This is a genomic window from Anaerostipes sp. MSJ-23 (genome assembly GCF_018918155.1).
Classification (GTDB): domain Bacteria; phylum Bacillota; class Clostridia; order Lachnospirales; family Lachnospiraceae; genus Anaerostipes.
In genome coordinates this window covers 39,994-61,657 of the sequence record NZ_JAHLPY010000004.1, presented here as the reverse complement: position 1 = coordinate 61,657, position 21,664 = coordinate 39,994, and the positions used below count along the sequence as shown (strand labels likewise).

Genomic DNA, 21,664 nt, shown 5'->3' with positions numbered 1-21,664 from the left:
AGGTGGTCTGGTGGCAAATTATAATGAAGAAAAAAGGGTATTAAGATGTTCCTTTTGTAATAAGACACAGGATCAGGTTCGAAAACTGATCGCAGGACCAAAAGCAAAAGGTGTATATATCTGTGATGAATGTATCGACATCTGCTCAGAAATTATTAATGAAGAATTTGAGCAATACGGTGAAGATATGGAAATCAATTTAAAAAAGCCAAAAGAAATTAAAGAATTCTTGGATCAGTATGTAATCGGACAGGATGATGCGAAGAAGGTATTATCGGTTGCAGTATATAATCATTATAAGAGAATCCTGCTTGGCAGTGATTCAGATGTGGATCTGCAGAAGAGTAATATTCTGATGCTCGGACCAACCGGATCAGGAAAAACATTACTGGCTCAGACACTTGCCAAGATGCTGAATGTTCCATTTGCGATTGCAGATGCAACAGCATTGACAGAAGCAGGATATGTAGGAGAAGATGTGGAAAACATCCTTCTGAAGATTATTCAGGCGGCAGATTATGATATCGACCGCGCACAGTGTGGAATTATTTATATTGACGAAATTGATAAGATTACAAGAAAATCTGAAAATACATCCATTACAAGAGACGTTTCCGGAGAGGGTGTACAGCAGGCATTGCTGAAAATCATTGAGGGAACCGTTGCTTCTGTTCCACCGCAAGGTGGAAGAAAACATCCGCATCAGGAGTTTATTCAGATTGATACAACAAATATTCTCTTTATTTGTGGAGGAGCCTTTGATGGACTTGAAAAGATTATTGAGTCTAGAATTGGTAAAAAATCTATCGGATTTGGTGCAGATGTCATTGGCCAAAGTGAAAAAGATTTGGGAGCGCTGCTTGGTCAGGTACTTCCAGAAGATTTCGTAAAATTTGGATTGATTCCGGAATTTATCGGTCGTGTTCCGGTAAACGTATCTTTAAATCCATTGGACAAAGAAGCTTTGGTTCGCATTTTAACAGAACCAAAGAGCGCTCTGGTGAAACAGTATCAGAAACTGTTTGAATTAGATGGTGTAAAATTAGAATTTGAAAAAGAAGCATTAGAGGCAATTGCGCAGAAAGCACTGGATCGTAAGACAGGTGCCAGAGGACTTCGTGCGATTGTTGAGCAGGTGATTATGGATCTAATGTATCAGATTCCATCTCAGCCAGATGTTTCGAAATGCATCATTACCAGAGATGTTGTGGAAAACGGTGCCCAGGCTCTGATTGAAAGATCAGAAAAGAAGACGAAAACTTCAGCACCAAAGAAACGAATGGCAAAAAGCAATCCAGAGATTGCATAAAGACAGGCGGAAAGCCTGAAGCAAAAACTGCTTTTCATGCAAGGATATCTTGTGTCAGAAGCAGTTTTTCTTTTAAAAAAGGAGAACGAAATGAAAAAAATATTACCAATGCTCACCTTAAGAGGAAAGTATATTTTTCCAAATACCGTCATTCATTTTGATGCATCTAGAAGCAAATCCATTCGGGCAATTGAAGAAGCAATGGAGAATGATCAGCTGATTTTTTTAAATAACCAGAAAGATCCAACGGTAGAGGATCCAGATGTGATGGATTTGTACCATGTTGGTACGGTAGCGAAAATTAAGCAGGTTGTAAAATTGCCTCAAAATATTGTACGAATTTTTGCAGAAGGGTTATTCCGAGCAGAAATGACCGATATCTGTGATGAAGAGCCGCTGTTTCGAGTAGAAGTTGTTTACAATCATGTAGAACAGCAAGAGTTTGCTCCTTATGAAAAAGAAGCAATGATGCGGTCGGTAAAAGAAAGTTTTGAAAAATATAGCAATTCTTCTACTCAGATTGATCAAAATATTGTAAGTTATATTTTGATGCAGCAAGATCTGGAACTTATGATTGATCAGCTGGCAACACATATTCCGTTTTCTTTGGAAGATAAACAAAAAATCTTGGAAGAGATGGATTTGAAAAATCGTTGTGAAGTCATGCTGACCATGATGCAGGAAGAACTAGAGGTACTGCAGTTACGAAATGAAATACAGGAAAAAGTCCGCAACAATGTTGAAAAGAACCAAAAAGAATATATGTTGCGGGAACAGATGAAAGTCATCCGCGAGGAACTTGGTGAAACAAGTATGGCAGATGAAGCACAAGAATTTATGGACCAACTTCGCCAACTGAATGCCTCAAAAGAAGTAAAAGAAAAGATAAAAAAAGAAATCAGTCGTTTTCAGGCAATCGGAATGACCACACCAGAAAGTTCTGTTTTGCGCACTTATATTGAAACAATGCTTTCTGTTCCTTGGGAAAACTGTTCCAAAGATTCTTTGGATCTTGAGCGTGCAGCACAGATTTTGGAGGAAGATCATTTTGGATTGAAAAAGGTAAAAGAACGTATTCTTGAATATTTGGCAGCAAGAGCAATGAGCGGCAAAAAGGATGCTGCTATTTTATGTTTGTTTGGTCCTCCGGGAACTGGAAAAACTTCCATTGCGAAATCCATTGCAAAAGCAACAAATAAAGAATATGTAAGACTTTCTCTTGGTGGTGTCAGAGATGAATCTGAGATTCGCGGACATAGAAAAACTTATGTGGGAGCAATGCCAGGACGTATTGTAGAATCACTGTGTCGTGTGAAAGTTAGAAATCCTTTGATGCTGTTAGATGAAATTGATAAGGCAGGGCGTGATCAACGTGGAGATACAGCATCAGCACTGCTTGAAGTTCTGGATCCGGAACAAAATGAACATTTTCAGGATCATTATTTAGAGGTGCCATTAAATTTAAGTGATGTGTTATTTATTGCTACGGCAAATGATTTATCAACGATTCCAAGACCTCTTCTTGATCGTATGGAAATCATTGAAGTATCCAGCTATTCAGCAAATGAAAAATATCATATTGCTCAAAAATATTTGGTAGAAAAGCAAATGGAGGCCAATGGTTTAAAAGAAAGTCAAATTCACTGGAAAGAAGATGCTCTTCGTTATTTGATTGATGCTTATACAAGGGAGGCTGGTGTCAGAAATCTGGAAAGAAGAATCGGACAGATTTCAAGAAAAGTGACAAAAGATATTTATGAAAAGAAACATCGAAAAGTAACGATCACGAAGAAAGTCATCCGGGATTATTTAGGAGTTCCACCATATGAGTGGGAAAAAGAATCCTTAAAAAATCAGGTTGGGATTGTACATGGGCTTGCATGGACAGCTGTTGGTGGTGCGACTTTAAAGATTGAAGTGAATGTAATGCCAGGAAAAGGAAGAGTTCAGGTAACAGGTTCTCTTGGAAATGTTATGAAGGAATCTTCTCAGGCTGCTATCAGCTATATTCGTAGTCAGAGCCGCAAATATAAGATCAAAGCGGATTATTTTGAAAAACATGATATTCATATGCATATTCCAGAGGGAGCAGTTCCAAAAGATGGGCCTTCTGCAGGAATTACAATGACAACAGCAATTCTTTCGGCGATTCTTGGTCAAAAGGTTCGAGGAGATTTGGCTATGACAGGAGAGGTGACAATCCGAGGAGATGTTCTTCCGATTGGAGGTTTGAAAGAAAAACTTCTCGCAGCAAAACGACTTGGTATTCAGAAAGTACTGGTACCAAAATCAAATGAAAAAGATGTAAAAGAATTTGATGTAGAAATTACAGATGGACTGGAAATCGTTTTTGTACGTACGATGAATCAGGTAATCAAAGAAGCATTTGTAAGAGCATAAAAGGCAGGAGGCAATGATGAACTATAAAGAAGCAATGGATTTTATACAGAATACGAATAAATTTGGCAGCGTTCTTGGCCTGGATAACATAAAAGAACTGTTGAATCGTCTGGGAAATCCTCAGGAACAGCTGAAAGTCGTTCATATTGCCGGAACGAATGGAAAAGGGTCAATTCTTGCTTATTTAGCAGGAGTTTTCCGGGAAAGCGGATATAGAGCAGGACGATATGTATCTCCTGCTTCCTTTTCCTATGAAGAACGATTCCGGATCAACGAGGAAAATATTTCAAAAGAAGATTTATGTTTTTATATGGAGAAAATAAAGAAGATATCAGAGGAGATGGTAAAGGATGGAAAACATCATCCGACGATGTTTGAGATTGAAACTGCATTAAGCTTTCTTTATTTCCTCGATAAAAAAGTAGATGTTGTGCTTTTGGAAACTGGGATGGGTGGACGATTGGATGCAACAAATGTTGTAACGAAACCAATTTGTACAATCATTGCATCGATTGGTTTTGATCATATGCAATATCTTGGAAATACCATCGAAGCAATTGCCACAGAGAAAGCAGGAATTATCAAAGAGGGATGTCCAGTCATATCATATGATAATTCAGAGGAAGCAAACAATGTCATAAAACAGACGGCAAAAGAGAGACATTGTCCATTATCTTTTGTTCATACAGATGGAATTCGTATTTTAAAACAGTCCATAGACGGACAAAGTTTTGCATATAGAAGCAGTCATGGCAGATGGTATGAAAAAATAGAGATTCCTCTTCTTGGTGAGCATCAAATTTATAATGCCGCCGTCGCATTGGAAGCACTGGAAGTGATTAAAAATTGTTACTGTATCAGCGAATTTCAGACGGAAGAAGGATTTAGAAAAACTGTCTGGAGAGGAAGGCTGGAACTTCTAGAAAGAAAGCCACTCATTTTATGTGATGGAGCGCATAATCCAGATGGAGCAAAATATTTAACAAAATTTTTACAAAATAATTTTACAAATAGACGAATCATTTATATAATGGGAGTATTGGCTGATAAGGACTATGAAAAAATGATCGCTCTAACAGCAAAGCAGGCGGACTGTATTTATACAGTGGCTCCAGATAATGCAAGAGCATTGCCAAGTAAAGAACTTGCAAAGGTAATAAGAAAATATCATTCGAATGTTTATGAGAGGGACAGGCTAGCATCTTGCTTGAAAGAAGTAAAGGAAAAAGCATTGGATGATGATGTTATTGTTATTTTTGGTACCTTATCATTTCAAAATGAATTATAATAGAGGAAAAGAACATTGGAACGATTCCAGAGAATTGTAAAAAGCAAACGATACCAGGAAGAATATGAAAAACTGCAAAATTTGGAAAAGGAAAGACGGTTTTGTAGACATGATATGGAACATTTTCTTTCAGTAGCAAGGATTTGTTATATTTTTGCTATGGAAAAGAAAATCGATGTTTCTGTCGACATCATTTATGGAACGGCATTTCTTCATGATCTTGGAAGGGCAATGCAGTATGAAAAGGGAATTTCCCACGAGGAAGCAGGGGCTATAATTGCAGAAGAGATCCTTTTAGAATGCGATTATAAGCCATGGGAAAGAACGATCATCATAGAAACAATTCGGAATCATCGTGATATAGGCAGAGTAAATGAAGAAGATTTTTCGGAGATTTTTTATCGTGCAGATAAATTGTCAAGAGATTGTATGCATTGTCCAGTTCATGAAGAATGTTACTGGCCGCCGGAAAAGAAAAATAATGTCTATATCAGATAGGAGATAAAGATGAAAATAGGAGAAAAAATATTTGATACGCAGCAGCATGGTTACATTATGGGGATCTTAAATGTAACCCCAGATTCTTTTTCTGACGGAGGAAAGTTTGATCATATCGATGCGGCATTGAAACATGCGCAGGAAATGATCAATGATGGAGCTGATATCATTGATATTGGAGGAGAATCTACCAGACCTGGTTACACCTTGATATCAGATGAAGAAGAAATTGAACGAGTAGCTCCAGTGATTGAAAAAGTAAAACAGGAATTTGACACGGTTGTATCTTTGGATACTTATAAATCAGCAGTAGCAAGAGCGGGGATTGAGGCAGGAGCCGATATGATTAATGATATATGGGGATTAAAATGGGATGGTACAATGGCCCCATTGCTTGCAGAGACAAGGGTCTCAGCCTGTCTGATGCACAATCGAAAAGATACGAATTATAAAAATTTTTTGACGGATGTTATTGGAGATCTTCAAGAAACAATGGAGATTGCAGAAAAGGCAGGCATAAGAAAGAGTCATATTATGTTAGATCCTGGAATTGGATTTGCAAAAGATCTTGACCAGAATCTGGAACTTATGAATCATTTGGAACTATTAGATCAGTGGGAAGTACCAATTCTTCTTGGAACATCCAGAAAATCGATGATCGGATTGACGTTGGATCTTCCATCTGATCAGAGAGTGGAAGGGACAGTTGCGACAACGGTATGTGGTTATATGAAAGGATGTCGTTTCTTCCGTGTACATGATGTGAAAGAAAATAAACGGGCACTTACCATGATTGAAGCGATTTGTTGCAAATAAAAAGGAGTGTGGAAAAACATGGCGGATCAGATTAGAATAAAGGATCTGGAAGTTTACGGAAACCATGGTGTTTATAAGGAAGAACAGGTACTGGGACAGAAATTTCTCATTTCCGCAATATTGTATACTGATACGAAACGTGCCGGAGTCAGTGATCAGTTAAAATATTCCGTAGATTATGGACAGGTATGCAAAAAAATCAAAGAAATGATGGAAAAGCATACATTTCAGTTGATTGAGCGTGCAGCAGAAGTTGTAGCAAAAAATCTTTTGCTGGAATTTTCTCTATTAGAAAAGGTTGAAATTGAAGTGAAAAAACCATGGGCTCCGATTGGACTACCTCTTGATTATGTATCTGTAAAAATTCAGCGAGGATGGCACAGAGCATATATTGGCGTTGGATCTAATATGGGAGATCGAATGGAATATATTAACCATGCCATTGATCAGATTGAAGAACAGGAAGATACCAAAGTTGTACATGTTTCAAGTCTGATTGAAACGAAGCCTTATGGCGGTGTGGAGCAAGATGATTTCTTAAATGGATGTATTGCCATTGATACTTTAAAAGAACCAGAGGAGCTTCTTGATTTTCTGATGGATATTGAACAGCAGGCAGGAAGAAAGCGAACGATTCATTGGGGACCAAGAACGCTGGACCTTGATATTCTTATGTATGATGATCTTGTAATGAATGAGAGGAAGCTTACCATTCCGCATAAGGAAATGCATAAAAGAATGTTTGTACTAGAACCTTTAGCAGAAATTGCACCATATTTAATGCATCCGCTGTTAAAAGAGACGGTACTTCAGCTAAAAGATAAAGTAGAAGAGGAAAATAAAAAATGAGAGATTTAATGGAGATACGCCAGGACATTGACGAGATCGATCAGCAGCTGGTGTCATTATTTGAAAAAAGAATGGGGTGTTCCGCAGAAGTTGCTGAATATAAACGAGGCACAGGAAAAGCCATTTATGATCCTGTAAGAGAAAAGGAAAAAATAGCAACACTAACGAAAAACCAGACAGATCATTTTATGTCAAAAGCTACAGAAGAATTATTTTTGCAGCTAATGTCAATCAGCCGTCGCTATCAATATGGTATTTTATCTCAGGAAGATCAGTATGTACAGGAACTTTTTGAAGAAGTTGATGAGCTAGAAATTAATGAAAATACAAAAGTAGTTTACCAGGGAATTCCAGGAGCATATCAGGAACAGGCACTGGTAAAATATTTTGGAGAAAACATTCATAAATTTTCTGTTCCAGAGTTTAAAGATGTTGTGAAAACTTTGGATCAAGGAAAAGCAGATTACGGTGTTTTGCCGATTGAGAATACCTCGGCGGGAACCGTCAGTGGAATTTATGATATGATTCTTGATTATGATATTTGTGTCGTTGGAGAAGAAACCGTAGAGTGTCATCATGTACTTGCAGCTCTTCCAGGGGCAGATATCGATCATATTAAAAAAGTATATTCTCACCCACAGGGGTTGTTGCAGTGTAGAAAATTTTTAGATCAGAGAACATGGGATCAGGTAAAAGTTGCAAACACAGCGATCAGCGCCAAAAAGGTGGCAGATGATAAAGACATGACGAAAGCAGCCATTTGCAGTGAAAGGGCAGCACAGCTTTATGGCCTTGAAATTTTGCAGCGTGAAGTGAACTATGAAGGAAATAACACGACGCGTTTTGTCATCATGTCAAAGAAAAAACAGTACCGGAAAGATGCAAAAAAAGTTAGCATCAGTTTCAGCGCGCCTCATGAATCAGGATCTCTATATAACATTTTGACTCATTTTATGTTCAATGATGTCAGTATGTGTAATATTGAGTCCAGACCATTACCGGGAAGACAGTGGGAATATGGATTTTACATTGATGTTATCGGAAATTTGGATGATCCGGCCATCCAGAATTCCCTGGCAGGAATTAGAGAAGAAACAAAGGATTTTAAAATATTAGGTAATTTTTAATAATAAAAGAAAAGAGAGAGGAAGAAACTGAAGAATTAGAAAGAATGGAAGGTAGTAAAAATGGAGGAAAAATTTGAAAAGATTCACAAAGTGCTTCATAAACTTCTCAAATATGTCATCGCAGTGGCATTAGTTGTTTTTGCAATCTTTGTAATCTTGAATAAACAGGAATTTTCGGAAAAAGTAGCGAAGGGAATCTACGACAAGAAAATGACCAGTGTTGCAATGTATGACGGAGATAAGATTGTTCAGAAATTTACCGCAACTTCTCATTCGATGGAGAAGCTTGATATGCTGATCGATCGAAATGAACAAAATATCCGTCCAGGAAGTGTTCTTGTAAATGTAAAAGATAAAAATGGAAAATCAATTTACAAGATTGAACAGGCAATGGATGTTGTAGATGGATTAAAGGATATGAAAGCGACCATGCGTCGTACAAAGAGGAAAGAAGATCGTTGGTATCGTATGATCGTTAACCAGAAATTAAAGAAAGGAGAAACTTACACAATTGAAGTTTCTACGAAAGGTGTTTCTAAAGATCATCCTTTCCACATTTATACATCAAAGAAAATGGGAAATATTTTCCAGAAAGCAACATATAATGGTGTAACGCAGAATTATCATATCCGTACAAGAGTATGGACAACACAAATTGACTGGTCTGCGATTGCACTTACGGTTGGAATTGCACTTGCATTGGCAGTTCTTGTACTTGTTCCATTAAAAATACCGGAAAAATGGAATAAGCGTCTGACATGGCTTTTGTTTATCATAAACCCGTGGATTGCATTTTATATGGTTGAGAAAGTATTTTACAATCCAATTAGTCAGATGAATCCGTTGTCTTATGGAATTAATATTGTCTGGTTTTATATATGGTTTGGCATATTACTTGTTATTTTCAACAGAGTGCGGTATTCTCTGTTAGTCGGAAATGTATTGTTGTATGCAGCAGCAATCGGAAACTATTTTGTTTTGGCATTCCGTGGTACGCCAATTACACCAGCGGATATTTATGCAGTTGGAACAGCGATGGACGTCGCAGATCATTATGTATTATCTTATGACAAGCCAGCCATTGTAGCGACAATCATTTTGCTTGCACTTTGTGTAGCAGCATGTAAACTTGATACATTCAAAGTATTTAAGTGGAAGAAACGTCTAATTGCGGTAGCTGTTGTTGCAGTTATTACAGTTGCACAGTCTTTCTTTATTACAAGAACCGATTTCTTAGAAAGCAAGGGAATCAAAGTAAACTTCTGGAATCAGAAAAAGGGTTACAGAACCAATGGATATATTGCAAGTTTTCTTATGAACATTCAGTATACGATTGTGTCTGAACCAGATGGTTATAGCGCACAGAAGGTCAATCAGATTGCAAAAGAATACAAACCAACAGAAGGTGGAAACAAAAAACTGACACAGAAACCAAATGTTGTTGTTATTATGAATGAGACATTCTCAGATTTGAATGTTGTTAATAAGATTAAGACAAATAAGGAAGTAATGCCTTATATCAACAGTCTGAAAGAAAATACAATCAAAGGTAAAATGTTAGTATCTGTTTTTGGAGGAGGAACGAGTAACTCAGAATATGAATTTTTGACTGGAAATTCAGTATCAAGTCTTCCTTTAAATGGAAATGCGTATACACAATTTGTAAAACATAAGGTTCCAAGTTTGGCAAGTCAGTTAAAACAGCAAGGATATGATACGTTAGCATTCCATCCATATAAAGCACACGGATGGAATCGAGACATGGTTTATCCATTGCTTGGATTTGATAAATTCTTAGATGAGTCAAGTATGAATCCAAATGGTGAAAAATTCCGGGGATGGTATAGCGATTCTGAAGATTATAATAAGATTATTGATATATTTAATAAGAAGAAAAAAGGAAAACCATTATTCTTATTTAACGTTACCATTCAGAACCATGGAGGTTATCTGATTGCAGATAAGAATTTTAAAGAAGAGATTAAGATTACAGATGAAAAGGCAACAGACACAGCAAACCGTTATCTGTCTTTGATTCATGAATCTGACCGTGCATTTGAAAAGATTATCAATTACTTTAAGAATCAGAAAGAACCAACCATCGTTGTTATGTTTGGTGATCATCAGCCAAAACTGGAAGATTCTTTCTATGAATTATTGTACGGAAAATCTTTAAATGGCTTAAGTCTAAAAGAATTACAGAAAAAATACACCGTACCATTTATCATTTGGGCAAACTATGACATCGATTCCAAAGATAATGTGAAAAATGTCAGTGCGAACTATTTATCCAGTCTGATGCTTCAGCAGACAAACCTTACATTGTCACCATACAATGAATTCCTGCTGAATTTAAGAAAAACAATTCCTGCAATCAATGCGAATGGATATGTGACATCAGATGGAAAGAACTATAGTTTAGAAAGTCACAATAAATATACAAAACTGGTTACACAGTATCAGTATTTGCAGTATAATAGTTTGATGGATTGGAAACATGTAAGTACACCATTGTTTTCTGTAAAACAAAAGTAACACAAACGATTAGGCACTCTGTCTTGACAGAGTGCCTAAAACAATATAGAATAAAAATGTTGTCATTCCGCTAAATCTTTTTATCAGCGGAATAAAAGAAAAAAGAAAGTCAGACAAATTGATTTTAGGAGGATGCACATATGGTAAAAGCAGTCGTTGGAGCCAATTGGGGAGACGAAGGAAAAGGTAAAATTACAGACATGTTAGGTGAAACATCCGATATTATCGTTCGTTTCCAGGGAGGGGCAAATGCAGGACATACAATCATCAATGATTACGGAAAATTTGCACTGCATACATTGCCATCTGGAGTATTCTATAGCCATACAACGAGCGTAATCGGAAATGGTGTAGCGTTAAATATTCCTGTTTTATGTAAAGAAATTGAAAGCATTGTATCACAGGGTGTTCCAAAACCAAAAATTCTTGTTTCAGATCGTGCACAGATCGTTATGCCGTATCATATTTTATTTGATCAGTATGAAGAAGAAAGACTTGGAAAAGAATCCTTTGGTTCTACAAAATCAGGAATCGCACCATTTTATTCAGATAAATATGCAAAAATCGGTTTCCAGGTAAATGAATTATTCGAAGATGAAACTTTAAAACATAAGATTCATAAAGTATGTGAGAAAAAGAATGTATTATTAGAGCATTTATATCACAAACCGGTTATTGATGAAGAAGAATTATATAATACTCTTGTAGAATACAGAGAAATGATTGCACCATATGTAGGAGATGTTTCTTTATTCTTACATGAAGCAATCAAAGAAGGAAAGAAGATTTTATTAGAAGGACAGCTTGGTTCTTTGAAAGATCCAGATCATGGAATTTATCCAATGGTAACATCTTCTTCTACACTGGCAGGTTATGGTGCAATTGGTGCTGGAATTCCACCATATGAAATTCAGAAAATTGTTACAGTTGTAAAAGCATATTCAAGTGCTGTTGGAGCTGGAGCTTTTGTAAGCGAAATCTTTGGAGATGAAGCAGATGAATTAAGAAGACGTGGTGGAGACGGTGGAGAATTCGGAGCAACAACTGGACGTCCAAGACGTATGGGATGGTTTGATGCTGTTGCAACAAAATACGGATGCCGTATGCAGGGAACAACAGACGTAGCCTTCACTGTTCTTGATGTTCTTGGATATCTGGATGAAATTCCAGTATGTGTCGGATATGAAATTGACGGTGAAGTAACAACAGACTTCCCTACAACAGGAAAGCTTGAAAAAGCAAAACCTGTTTATGAAGTACTTCCAGGATGGAAGAGTGATATCCGTGGTATTACAAAATATGAAGATCTGCCGGAAAACTGCAGAAAATACATTGAATTTATTGAAGAAAAAATTGGATATCCAATTACACTTGTTTCCAACGGACCTGGAAGACATGAAATTATCAACAGAGGTTTTGAGGACTAAACATCATGAAAAAAGAAGCAAAGAAGGAACAGAAAAAGACTTCATGGAAAAAAGAAGCTTTCAGCTGGGTCCTTTGTATTGTGATAACAATACTGATCACAGAGTTTATTACAAACTTTGTGATCATTAATGCCAATATCCCTAGCGGATCCATGGAAAATACAATCATGACAAATGATAAGCTGATTGCATTAAGAACTTCCTATTGGTTTAACGATCCAAAGAGGGGTGACATTATTATTTTTAAGTATCCAGAAAATGAAAAAGAATGGTATATTAAAAGGGTCATTGCTCTTCCTGGCGAGACCGTGCAGGTAAAAGATGGGAAGGTTTATATTAATCATAGTAAAAAACCTCTCAATGAACCTTACATTAAAGAAGAACCAGTGGATGATTTCGGACCATATACAGTACCGAAAAACGGATACTTTGTGATGGGAGATAACAGAAACTGTTCCAGCGATGCAAGGGAATGGAAAGTTCATTATGTATCCAGAGACGAGATTCTTGGAAAGGCATGGCTTCGCTATTATCCGTCCTTTAAGTGGATTAAATAAAGGAGCAGAGTGCTTATGAAAAAATATTTACTCGGATGTTTGTCTGTTGTGTTTTGTCTTAGCATTTTTTTATCAGGATGCGGAAAAAATGAAAACAGCAAAAAGCAAACAACAGCAGAATCGGCAGTTGATGTGCTGACATCAAAAGAGGAAATCAAAACATTTGTTTCAAGTACGGTAAAAAAACAGACTTCAGAGTTTCCGCAGCTTGATTATGCATCAGATCATAGGATCATGTTTCATGACAATCAAGGATTTTTTGTCTTTGATTTATCAAAGCAAAAGATTACACAAGCTGTGGACTTGAAAAAAACAGGGATTTTTTCTCAAAAATCTTCAGGAGATGGAAAAATAGAAGTTGCTTCTGACGGATCTCTGGTACATTTTTATCAAAGAAACGGTAAAAAAACAGAAAAAAATTACTATTTTCATATCGCGAACAAGACGATAACAACAAAAAAAGCAAAAATGAACAAAGTTTATCAAGGAGATTTCCTAAAAGACGATCATAAGACATCGTTTTCTGGAGTTTCTTTCGAAAAGATAAAAAAGACATTAGAAGCAGATGGATTAAATGATTCGAATGTTCTTGTTCAGAATGATCATGTGCTTGTATATCTTGGGTATCCGGATAATGTTTATATGAAACCGGGAGAAGAAATCAAGAATTTGAGTTTTCAACTGTATGATGTGAAAAAAAATAAAACAGAAGAAATGCCGGTATGGAAGGGCTATGTAACCTTGAATACACAGACAGATGCAAAGAAATTAAATGCGGATGATAAAAATACATGGATGAAACGAGCCAAAAATGGAACGCTTTATTATGATGTAGATGCACTGAAAGGTACAAAGGCAGGAAGTGGAACTTTTGGTAAACTGGTCGTCGGAAATGTTTTTCATTCGAATACAGGAAAGTTAGTGATCACGATAAAAAATCCAAAAGATTTTGATCGGTCGCTGAAACCGGTTCTTGCATTGAATGATATTAATGAAAGTGGGGAGGCAAAGGTTCTTTCCATCGATGCATCAAAGAGTACGTATACCTTTACAGGATTGAAAAAAGGAATGTATTATTATATTGATTATTATCCGACAAAGGATCCGGGAAATGATCAGAAAATGAAAAAAATCGATGATCATAATGCAAAACTGGAAGTTAGTATAAGCAATTAAAAGAAAGGCAGGAATTTTTACATGGAAAGAAAGACAATCAATGCACAGAACGCACCTGCAGCAGTAGGACCATACTGTCATGCAGTAGAAGCTGGAAATTTTGTATTTACATCTGGACAAATTGGATTAAATCCAGAAACACAGGAATTACAGGAAGGAATTGAAGCACAGACAAAGCAGGTGCTTGAAAACCTGAAAGCTGTATTGGCAGCTGACAACCTGACATTAAACGATGTTATCAAAACAATGGTATTCCTTGATGATGTCAATGATTTTGGACTGGTGAATGGAATTTATGAAGAAGCATTTGGAGATAATAAACCAGCAAGATCCTGCGTCGAAGTAGCAGCTCTTCCAAAGGGAGCTTTGATTGAGATCGAAGTCATCGCAGTAAAATAAAGAATAAGCTAAAAACAAAAACTTTGAAAAAGTAAATAAGCAGTTTTATAAAAAAACAGCGCTTCACGAATAACAATGATATTTGTGAAGCGCTTATTATATTTACTTTGTTAAAATATTTAGTAATTTGGTGTTTTCATTTTCTAAACGAATGCAAAAGCGAATGTATTCACCATCAAGGCCTTCAAAACTGCTACAGTCACGGATCATCAGTCCTTCTTTAATACAACGTTCAAACATTTCAAAAGAAGTAGTGCCATCAAGTAAACGGACAAGGATAAAATTCGCATAAGCTGGATAAACTTTTAAATGGTCACAACCAGAAAGAATATCCAGGCAGCGTTTTCGCTCTTTTGCTATATAAGTTTTTGTTTTTTGAATGTAATCCGTATCCATGAACATTGCTTCTCCGGCAAGTGCTGCCAATGTATTGATCGTCCATGGGTTTTTGATTACTTTTAGACGATCTAGGAAGTCAAGGCTTCCACAAATTCCATATCCAAGACGAAGCCCTGGAGATGCAAAAAATTTGGATGTTCCACGAAGAATCATAAATTGATCGAATTCATGAACGAGAGAAACGGCGGAAATCTCATGGATATCCGGAGCAAATTCTACATAAGTTTCATCAATTAGAACGAAAATATGATGTTTTTTGCAGTGAAGCAAGATTTCTCTGATTTCTTCTACAGTTAAAGCACTGGAAGTAGGATTATTTGGATTACAGAAAGCGAATAAATCCACTTCATCTGTAAGATGTGCTTTTAAATCTTCAAGATCTGGGCGGAAGTTATTTGTTTCATTTAGAATGTATTCCTCATAGGATCCTCCGGCAAGAGAGATTTCTCTTGTATATTCAGAATAAGTTGGAGCAAGCAAAAGAGCATGTTTTGGATGCAAAAGATTGAGAGTCAGACTGATTAATTCTGTTGCTCCATTTCCAACAAGAATGTGTTCCATTGGAACATTGCAGTAAATACTTAAAGTTTCTCTCAGTGTCTTATAATCCCTGTCAGGATATTCACAAATTGCATCAATATGCTGCTGCATGCTTTTCCTTAATAGTGGGGAAATTCCAAGTGGATTTACATTTCCGCCAAAAGGTACGATATTTTCTTTTTTGATTCCATAGATTTCTTCTACTTTTTCAAGATCACTTCCATGAAATGCCTGTTTTTTTTCTGACATGACAATTCCTCTTGTTCTTTCATATTTGGTCGAAATTTGTTATAATAAAATTTAATCAATTTAAATTATATTATACCCCAGCAGAGCAGAGACGTAAAGTATCACTGCTGGATTGCATATCAACAAGGAGCGGAAAGCAGGATTATGTCAGAGTTACAAAATTTTGTAAACATATTGAAGGAAGATAAGAAGAGAGCCAAAGCCCTCTTTTTTTCAGAGTCTTTTAAAAAAGAATATCTGGAAAATTATCCGGAATACCAGGATGTTTACCATCAGCTGTTGCTTGGAAGAAATAGGGAACAGATCTTAGAAGAATTTTTGATCACCGCCGGACAAAAGGAGGCGGTGCATTTATCTGCGGCCAAAACATTATGGCGAATTACAAAAAACAATATGGATGAACCGCTGATGATCACCATTAAGAAAAATGGATGGGGTTATCTGGAAGGAAAAGTTAAAGTTCAAGGAGACTTCCTGGCATTGGAAAAGGATACCTTTGTAGAAGCAGATTTTGTGGATAATCTTCTGGAAATTCCAGTTTATCTTGATGACATTCCACAAAATGGGGAAAAAGCAGAGGTTGTTTTTGAGACGATACAAGATTGTTTGAAAATTGAGGTCGTTTATGAAGGCGAAGAAGTAAAAAAACGAGGAAAAGAACCGATTCGCTGGAGAAGAATGTTTGATGCTTATGTGAAGTTTTGTTCTGGAAAAATTTCAAAAAGTGAATTTTCAGAGCGGGTAGAAGAAATCCTTGCTCAAATGCAGCCGGGATCAGAATATACAGATTGTTATGATCTGATTAGACTTCATCTAAAGATTTTAAATGGAGAAAAAGATTTAGATCAAAAGTTCCCAGAAGAAGAACGGATATCTAAGATGAACCATTTGGCAAAGGGATATTTGTTTTATTTAAAGGCTTTATATAATAAAAGCGAGGAAAGTCTTAAGAAGGCAGTAGAAGAAATCAAAGTACTGGAAGAAGAAAAAGATAAGTTTCAGGGATTTTTCCTTTGGTACTTGATGAATCTGGATGCTGAATTGGCTTATGATCCGCAGCTTCAGCTGGAAAAGATGAAAGAGCTGCATACTTTTGGAGATAGAAATCCTTTGCTTCAGTTTGAGGCATGCTGCCTTTTTGGTGAAAAACCACAGCTTTTACAGCATTTGGAAGATTTTGAATTGCATGTGTTAGAGTTTGCAGCAAGAGAAAAGTTGATGAATGAAGGGTTGATTCAGAGAATCTGTTTTATCATATCGCGTGAGAAGATTTTTTCAGAAAATCTTTTATGGCTGTTAATGTGTATTTATGAAGAATATCCAATCTCAAATGTGTTGCAGGGAATTTGTGCAATGATGATTCAGGGCAATTGTATGGAGCATGATTGTCACCCTTATTATGAGAAAGCATTGCAAGAAGGAATACAGCTGATCGGGCTTCAGGAAGCATTTTTAAGAACAATACCATCGAATCAGTATCCGGTATTGCCGGAGGAAATTTTGATCTATTTTTCTTATAGCAACAGTTTAAGCAGAAAGGAACAAAGTTTTTTATATGCCAATGTTGTCATTAATCGCAGAAAATATCAGAATATTTTTCCAAATTATGAAGAAATGATTCGTCAGTTTCTTGCCGATGAGTTGAAAAAAGAACAATTAAATCATCATCTATTCATGCTGTATCATTATTATTTTGATGAGCTTTTATCAACTGAAGAGACACGAGAAGATCTTGGAAATGTTATTTTTTATAAAGAGTTGACATATACAGGAAATCTTTTAAAAAAAGCAGCAATTATTCAGAAACAAAAGCAGCAGCCGGATATAAAATTTCTAACAGGAAAGTCTGAATATGTAGAAATCTTTGGAAATGATGCAATGCTAGTCTTTTTTGATCAGAATGAAAACCGCTGTATTGGCTCTGCGCATTGGCAGATCAAACCTTTGTGGAGCAAGGAACAAATTGACGCTTATTGCGAGAAGTGTGATGGAACAAACGATCATTTTCTGCTGTATAAGAGCGGGGGATATCTGAAAAAAGAAAAACTCTCGAAAGAAGATTTTCCAGAAGTTCTTTCGGTTATCGGATGTACAATATTAAATGAAAATGTAAAGCAGGAAATTTTTGAAAAAGTGTTGGCCTTTTATTTGGAAAACGGAGAAGTTGAAAAATTAAGAGAAGCATTAGCACTTGTTGAATTTAAGAGTCTTCCTGCAGAAAACCGGATTCATATGATTGAATATTTTATTGCAGGTGGATTATATGAGGAAGCCTTGAAGGGAATTCAGCAGTATGGATATGATTTTCTAAAACCAAAATATGTGAAAGAAGTTTCGATCTATGCACTTTCTGCATTGAATCACCAGAAATCAGAACTGTTAGTTCATATGTGCGCCTGGGCTTTTGAGCATGGTGAATACAGCAAGGATATGATTGAATATTTGCAAAGATATTTCAGGGGAAGCAAGGAAGAAATGTTAAAAATCTGGGATGAAGGAAAGAAATTAGATCTTTATCGCACAGATTTTACAGAGGAGACATTGAAGGTATGTGGGCAGGATGGAGTAAATGGAGAGGAATTTCATGTATTTGCTCAATATCTGAAAACAAATGATAAAAAAGCATGGATGATTGATGCAATGCTGGTAGAATACATGGATTATGCTTGCAGGAATGAAAAGGAACTTCCAGATCAGTTTTATGAATTGGTTGGGATGAAAATTGATGCTGGAAAAACAGATCGCATATATCAAGGTGTTTATCTGAAATATTATAAAAATAAATCATTAAATGATCGCCAAAAATGGAGAATTCAAAGAATTAAAGAACTGGAAATGCAGACAGGAGATATTTTCCCTGATTTATTTGCTTTTTCTGAAATATTGGACATTCCGAATTATCTTTATGCAAAAACATTCATAGAATATAAAGGAGAGGAAGGGTTACGATTCACATTCCACTATACGAGTGCGCGAACAAGGCAGTGGCGAAATCTTGTAATGAAAGAATTGATGCCGGGGTATTATGTTGTTTCTGATATTATTTTCTCTGATGAAATTGTAGATTGTTTTTTAACGCTTCCAGGAGATGAAAAAAGAATTCGAAACAATATTCACTTCGTCAGCCATACGGAGCAAAGTCGGGGCAGTCGTTTTTATGAGTTAGATGAAATGGTAAAAACGAGACAGGATGCATCCATTCAGGAAGCCATGGAACGGTATGAAATCAAAAAAAGTATGGTGGAATTTATCAAACCGATGACAGGGGAATAAAGCAGATGCAGACAGGAATACATTTTGAAAATGGACAGGTATATACTTGGATCATGGATGAAAACAGAACGATTGAAAAGGAACCAACCGTGCTGCATGGATCATGGACCGATTACATGACAGAGCTCACAGTCAGTCCGGCAGGAAGAAAAGGTTCCTACGGAATTGTTATGGATGGATTAAATCATTCAAAAATAGAAGAAGCAAAAGAACTAAGTGAGAGACTTGGTATTGTGGAAGGTCTGCGTCTGTATACGAAGGAGGAAGCTGCTCTCGGTCTGGTTCAATATCAGCAAAATGATCTCGATAAAGGGAAAACGGCAATTTTTGATTATCGAAAAAATCATATGGACTATTATGAAGTAAAAAAACAAAGCGATACGATTGTCGTAGAAAAACAGGATTTTACAGATATCATGTCTCAAGCAATGTCAAATTCTCAAAAAGATCAGTTTTTTCTAAAAGTCATAGGAAAAGCCCTTGCCAAAGGAGTTACGACGACGGTATATCTATGTGGAGAAGGATTTGAGGGAAACTGGTTTACAAAATCATCCAGAACGTTATGTATTGGAAGAAGGGTGTTTATGGGAAAACATTTATTTGCATGTGGAGCCGCTTATATGGCTGGGAAAGATGCAAAGGAAGAACAGGATGGAGCCTTTATCTTAACAGAAACCATGACAATTTGTCAGATTGGTCTTACCTTATGTCATCACGGTAAAGATGTTTTTTGTCCGATCCTTCCGGCAGGAAAACCATGGTTTGAAGCAAAGGGGAAAATACAGATGATGGTATCTGGAATTAATAAACTTGTTTTTGAACTTCGGGATAAGAATGGAATTAAACAAGCATCCGTGTTTATGACATTGAATGGGATCAACAAAGATAGTGATCAGGTTTACAAACTGGAAATTCAGGGAGAATATCTTTCACCAGACCAGTGTAAAATGAAGGTAACTGATCAAGGATTTGGAAGCCTGAGGCCATCTAGCCACCAAATATGGCAGCAGGTGATACATTTGGAAAGGGGAGATTTCCGTGAGTAAAATAGTATTATGTGAAACAAAAGAAGCGATGTTTCCTTATCGAATAGAAGAACTTGGGCAATCTTTTCAAAGTTATGAAGAGCTTTGTTATTTATTGGATCATGATATGATTTATTTTCTGATTACAGGGTTTGATCAGCCAATTCGTTCTTATTTAAAAAAAGAACTTGGAATTGTGCTGAAAAGCGAAGATCCTGTTTCACAAATTAAGGAAATTATGAATTATCATAATTATTTTACCCCAGAAGAAAAAATACAGTTTCAACAGAGGCTTCGTACAACTTATCTATATTCTGTGGTAAAAAAACAAAAATTGATGGCAGATCTTTATTTAAGACATCATATGTATTTAAGCGCTATGCGTCTCTATCAAAGTCTGACACAAGTAAGGATACAGCTGAAACCAGGAGAGCAGCTTCAGGTATTTTATAATCTTGGATTATGTCAAAGCCGAATGTTTTGTTTCCAGGATGCAAAGGAATCTTTTTACAAAGCATTGGAAATAAAAGAACAAAAAGAAATACAGGAAGCATATTTTATGGTATCCTATTTACAGGGAGATCAACAAATGTTTTTAAGAGATGGAGAAAGAATTTCTTTTTCCAGGGAGCAATTGATGATTATTTATGATAATATAAAACAGAGGGAAGAAGAAATCAAACAAGAGGATGAATTTATAAAATTGCAAAAAATTAATTATCATAGAAAAAAAGCAGATGATATGATGGCACATAAGCTTACAAAAGCTATATTGGAGAAGTGGAAAGATGAATACAAAAAAGAGATTATCTGAGGATATCGAAAACGAAAAAGAACAGCTTTTGCAACAGCGTTTTGTAACTCTTTATGAGGATGAGATCAGTCATATTCTTGAAAAGAAAGAAGATCTTGCTCATTTAAATGAGATGGAAGAGGAAGAAGCGAGTGAAATTGAGGAGGCAGCGAGATTTTATCAGCGTATTTTCGCGAGAAATTTTTATGATGCCTCTAAGGGAAGAGTCAGTGATGAAGAGTTCTTTCCATTATGGGAAAGAGAAAATGAATTAATGACAGGCCTCCAGAGTATTCATTCTCTGGAAGGAGAAAAAAAGCAGCTGGAAAAAGAAATTGATATCGCAGTAGAAGAAGAAGAAAAACTTTTAGAAGAAACAAGGAAGACGGAAGAAAACAGGAAAAACAAAAAGGCAGTTTTTCATACATTTCTTGTGATGGCAATTGCCGCGGCTGTCCTTGTCGGTATTGTAATATGGCATTTTAAAATCGATGCTATGCTGTATATCTGGCAGATTACGGCCGCAGCCCTTGTCGTTGTATGCCTTCTTATGGTACTCTATCATATGCAGAAGAAAGCTGTTGATCGAGAGAAATTATATCGGATGATGAGCAGTCATAAAATTAATTCCAGAAAACGGATGGAATCAGATTTCCAGGATATTGGAAATGACTTAAAGTTTTATTATGAGAAATATGAAGTATTATTTGGATATATAAAAGAAGAGCAGTGGGAGTTGTTTGAATTTTGTATTAAAATTTCAGAAGGTCTCGCTTTTTGTGGAGGGATTAAAGAAAGAGGCGAAAAACTGTTGGAAGTTTTGCGCAAATACAATTTCAAGGAGCCGGAAAGCTGGCTTTATTACCCAAAGGCTTTATATGAATTTTCAAAACGGGCAAATTATCTGGAAAGGCTGGAATACCAGCAAGATGTTTGCCAGGAAGCTCTTGTAAAACACAAGAGAGAACTGGATAAAAACCAGGAAAAAACAGAAATATAGGAGT

17 protein-coding genes are annotated in these 21,664 nt (G+C 36.2%); 16 read left to right on the top strand and 1 reads right to left on the bottom strand.

All coding sequences use genetic code 11. The features are described from left to right. Positions 1-7: 7 nt before the first annotated feature. The 12 genes from clpX (at position 8) to KQI71_RS04815 (ending at position 14,381) form a co-directional block, all read left to right on the top strand. Positions 8-1,309 carry an ATP-dependent Clp protease ATP-binding subunit ClpX gene (gene clpX / locus KQI71_RS04870; RefSeq protein WP_253287946.1) on the top strand — a complete coding sequence of 434 codons (1,302 nt, stop codon included), beginning with the start codon at positions 8-10 and terminating at the stop codon, positions 1,307-1,309. A 90-nt stretch (positions 1,310-1,399) separates the two neighbouring features. After that, the gene (gene lon, locus KQI71_RS04865) at positions 1,400-3,709 is read left to right on the top strand and encodes an endopeptidase La (RefSeq protein WP_216434623.1); all 2,310 of its coding nucleotides are present in this window, start codon (positions 1,400-1,402) and stop codon (positions 3,707-3,709) included. A 16-nt stretch (positions 3,710-3,725) separates the two neighbouring features. Beyond that, positions 3,726-4,997, top strand: coding sequence for a bifunctional folylpolyglutamate synthase/dihydrofolate synthase (locus KQI71_RS04860; RefSeq protein ID WP_216434621.1), 1,272 nt, complete (start codon positions 3,726-3,728; stop codon positions 4,995-4,997). 15 nt (positions 4,998-5,012) lie between these two features. Further along, a complete protein-coding gene (locus KQI71_RS04855) occupies positions 5,013-5,495 on the top strand; it encodes an HD domain-containing protein (RefSeq protein WP_216434619.1) in 483 nt (160 codons plus the stop codon). A gap of 9 nt (positions 5,496-5,504) precedes the next feature. After that, positions 5,505-6,311, top strand: a complete 807-nt coding sequence (gene folP / locus KQI71_RS04850) for a dihydropteroate synthase (RefSeq protein ID WP_216434617.1) — start codon at positions 5,505-5,507, stop codon at positions 6,309-6,311. 18 nt (positions 6,312-6,329) lie between these two features. Beyond that, positions 6,330-7,160, top strand: a complete 831-nt coding sequence (gene folK, locus KQI71_RS04845; protein WP_216434615.1) for a 2-amino-4-hydroxy-6-hydroxymethyldihydropteridine diphosphokinase — start codon at positions 6,330-6,332, stop codon at positions 7,158-7,160. Continuing rightward, positions 7,157-8,287, top strand: coding sequence for a bifunctional chorismate mutase/prephenate dehydratase (locus KQI71_RS04840; RefSeq protein WP_216434613.1), 1,131 nt, complete (start codon positions 7,157-7,159; stop codon positions 8,285-8,287). The genes folK and KQI71_RS04840 overlap by 4 nt, the downstream gene beginning before the upstream one ends. A gap of 60 nt (positions 8,288-8,347) precedes the next feature. Then, positions 8,348-10,822 (top strand): LTA synthase family protein, encoded by a 2,475-nt coding sequence (locus tag KQI71_RS04835; RefSeq protein WP_216434611.1) that lies wholly within the window; start codon positions 8,348-8,350, stop codon positions 10,820-10,822. A gap of 140 nt (positions 10,823-10,962) precedes the next feature. Then, on the top strand, positions 10,963-12,249 hold the full coding sequence (locus tag KQI71_RS04830; protein ID WP_216434609.1) for an adenylosuccinate synthase: 1,287 nt from the start codon (positions 10,963-10,965) through the stop codon (positions 12,247-12,249). 5 nt (positions 12,250-12,254) lie between these two features. Further along, entirely contained in the window at positions 12,255-12,806 is a 552-nt protein-coding gene (lepB, locus tag KQI71_RS04825; protein WP_216434607.1) for a signal peptidase I, read from the top strand. Positions 12,807-12,821: 15 nt separating this feature from the next. Next, positions 12,822-13,982, top strand: a complete 1,161-nt coding sequence (locus tag KQI71_RS04820; protein ID WP_216434606.1) for a zinc metalloproteinase nas-26 — start codon at positions 12,822-12,824, stop codon at positions 13,980-13,982. Positions 13,983-14,003: 21 nt separating this feature from the next. Next, positions 14,004-14,381, top strand: a complete 378-nt coding sequence (locus KQI71_RS04815; protein ID WP_216434604.1) for a RidA family protein — start codon at positions 14,004-14,006, stop codon at positions 14,379-14,381. Between the two features lie 102 nt (positions 14,382-14,483). Here the strand turns inward: KQI71_RS04815 and KQI71_RS04810 are convergent, their stop codons facing one another. Further along, positions 14,484-15,569: a pyridoxal phosphate-dependent aminotransferase gene (locus KQI71_RS04810; protein WP_216434602.1), complete on the bottom strand. Its 1,086-nt coding sequence runs from the start codon at positions 15,567-15,569 to the stop codon at positions 14,484-14,486. Between the two features lie 144 nt (positions 15,570-15,713). Between KQI71_RS04810 and KQI71_RS04805 the strand changes: the two genes are divergently transcribed. The 4 genes from KQI71_RS04805 to KQI71_RS04790 are packed head-to-tail and all read left to right on the top strand — an operon-like array spanning position 15,714 to position 21,660. Continuing rightward, positions 15,714-18,842, top strand: a complete 3,129-nt coding sequence (locus tag KQI71_RS04805) for a DUF5717 family protein (RefSeq protein ID WP_216434600.1) — start codon at positions 15,714-15,716, stop codon at positions 18,840-18,842. Positions 18,843-18,847: 5 nt separating this feature from the next. Then, a complete protein-coding gene (locus KQI71_RS04800) occupies positions 18,848-19,888 on the top strand; it encodes a DUF5716 family protein (RefSeq protein ID WP_216434598.1) in 1,041 nt (346 codons plus the stop codon). Continuing rightward, complete coding sequence (locus KQI71_RS04795) at positions 19,881-20,681, top strand: hypothetical protein (protein ID WP_216434596.1); 801 nt, start codon at positions 19,881-19,883, stop codon at positions 20,679-20,681. The genes KQI71_RS04800 and KQI71_RS04795 overlap by 8 nt, the downstream gene beginning before the upstream one ends. Next, positions 20,656-21,660 carry a hypothetical protein gene (locus KQI71_RS04790; protein WP_216434593.1) on the top strand — a complete coding sequence of 335 codons (1,005 nt, stop codon included), beginning with the start codon at positions 20,656-20,658 and terminating at the stop codon, positions 21,658-21,660. The genes KQI71_RS04795 and KQI71_RS04790 overlap by 26 nt, the downstream gene beginning before the upstream one ends. Positions 21,661-21,664: the final 4 nt, after the last annotated feature.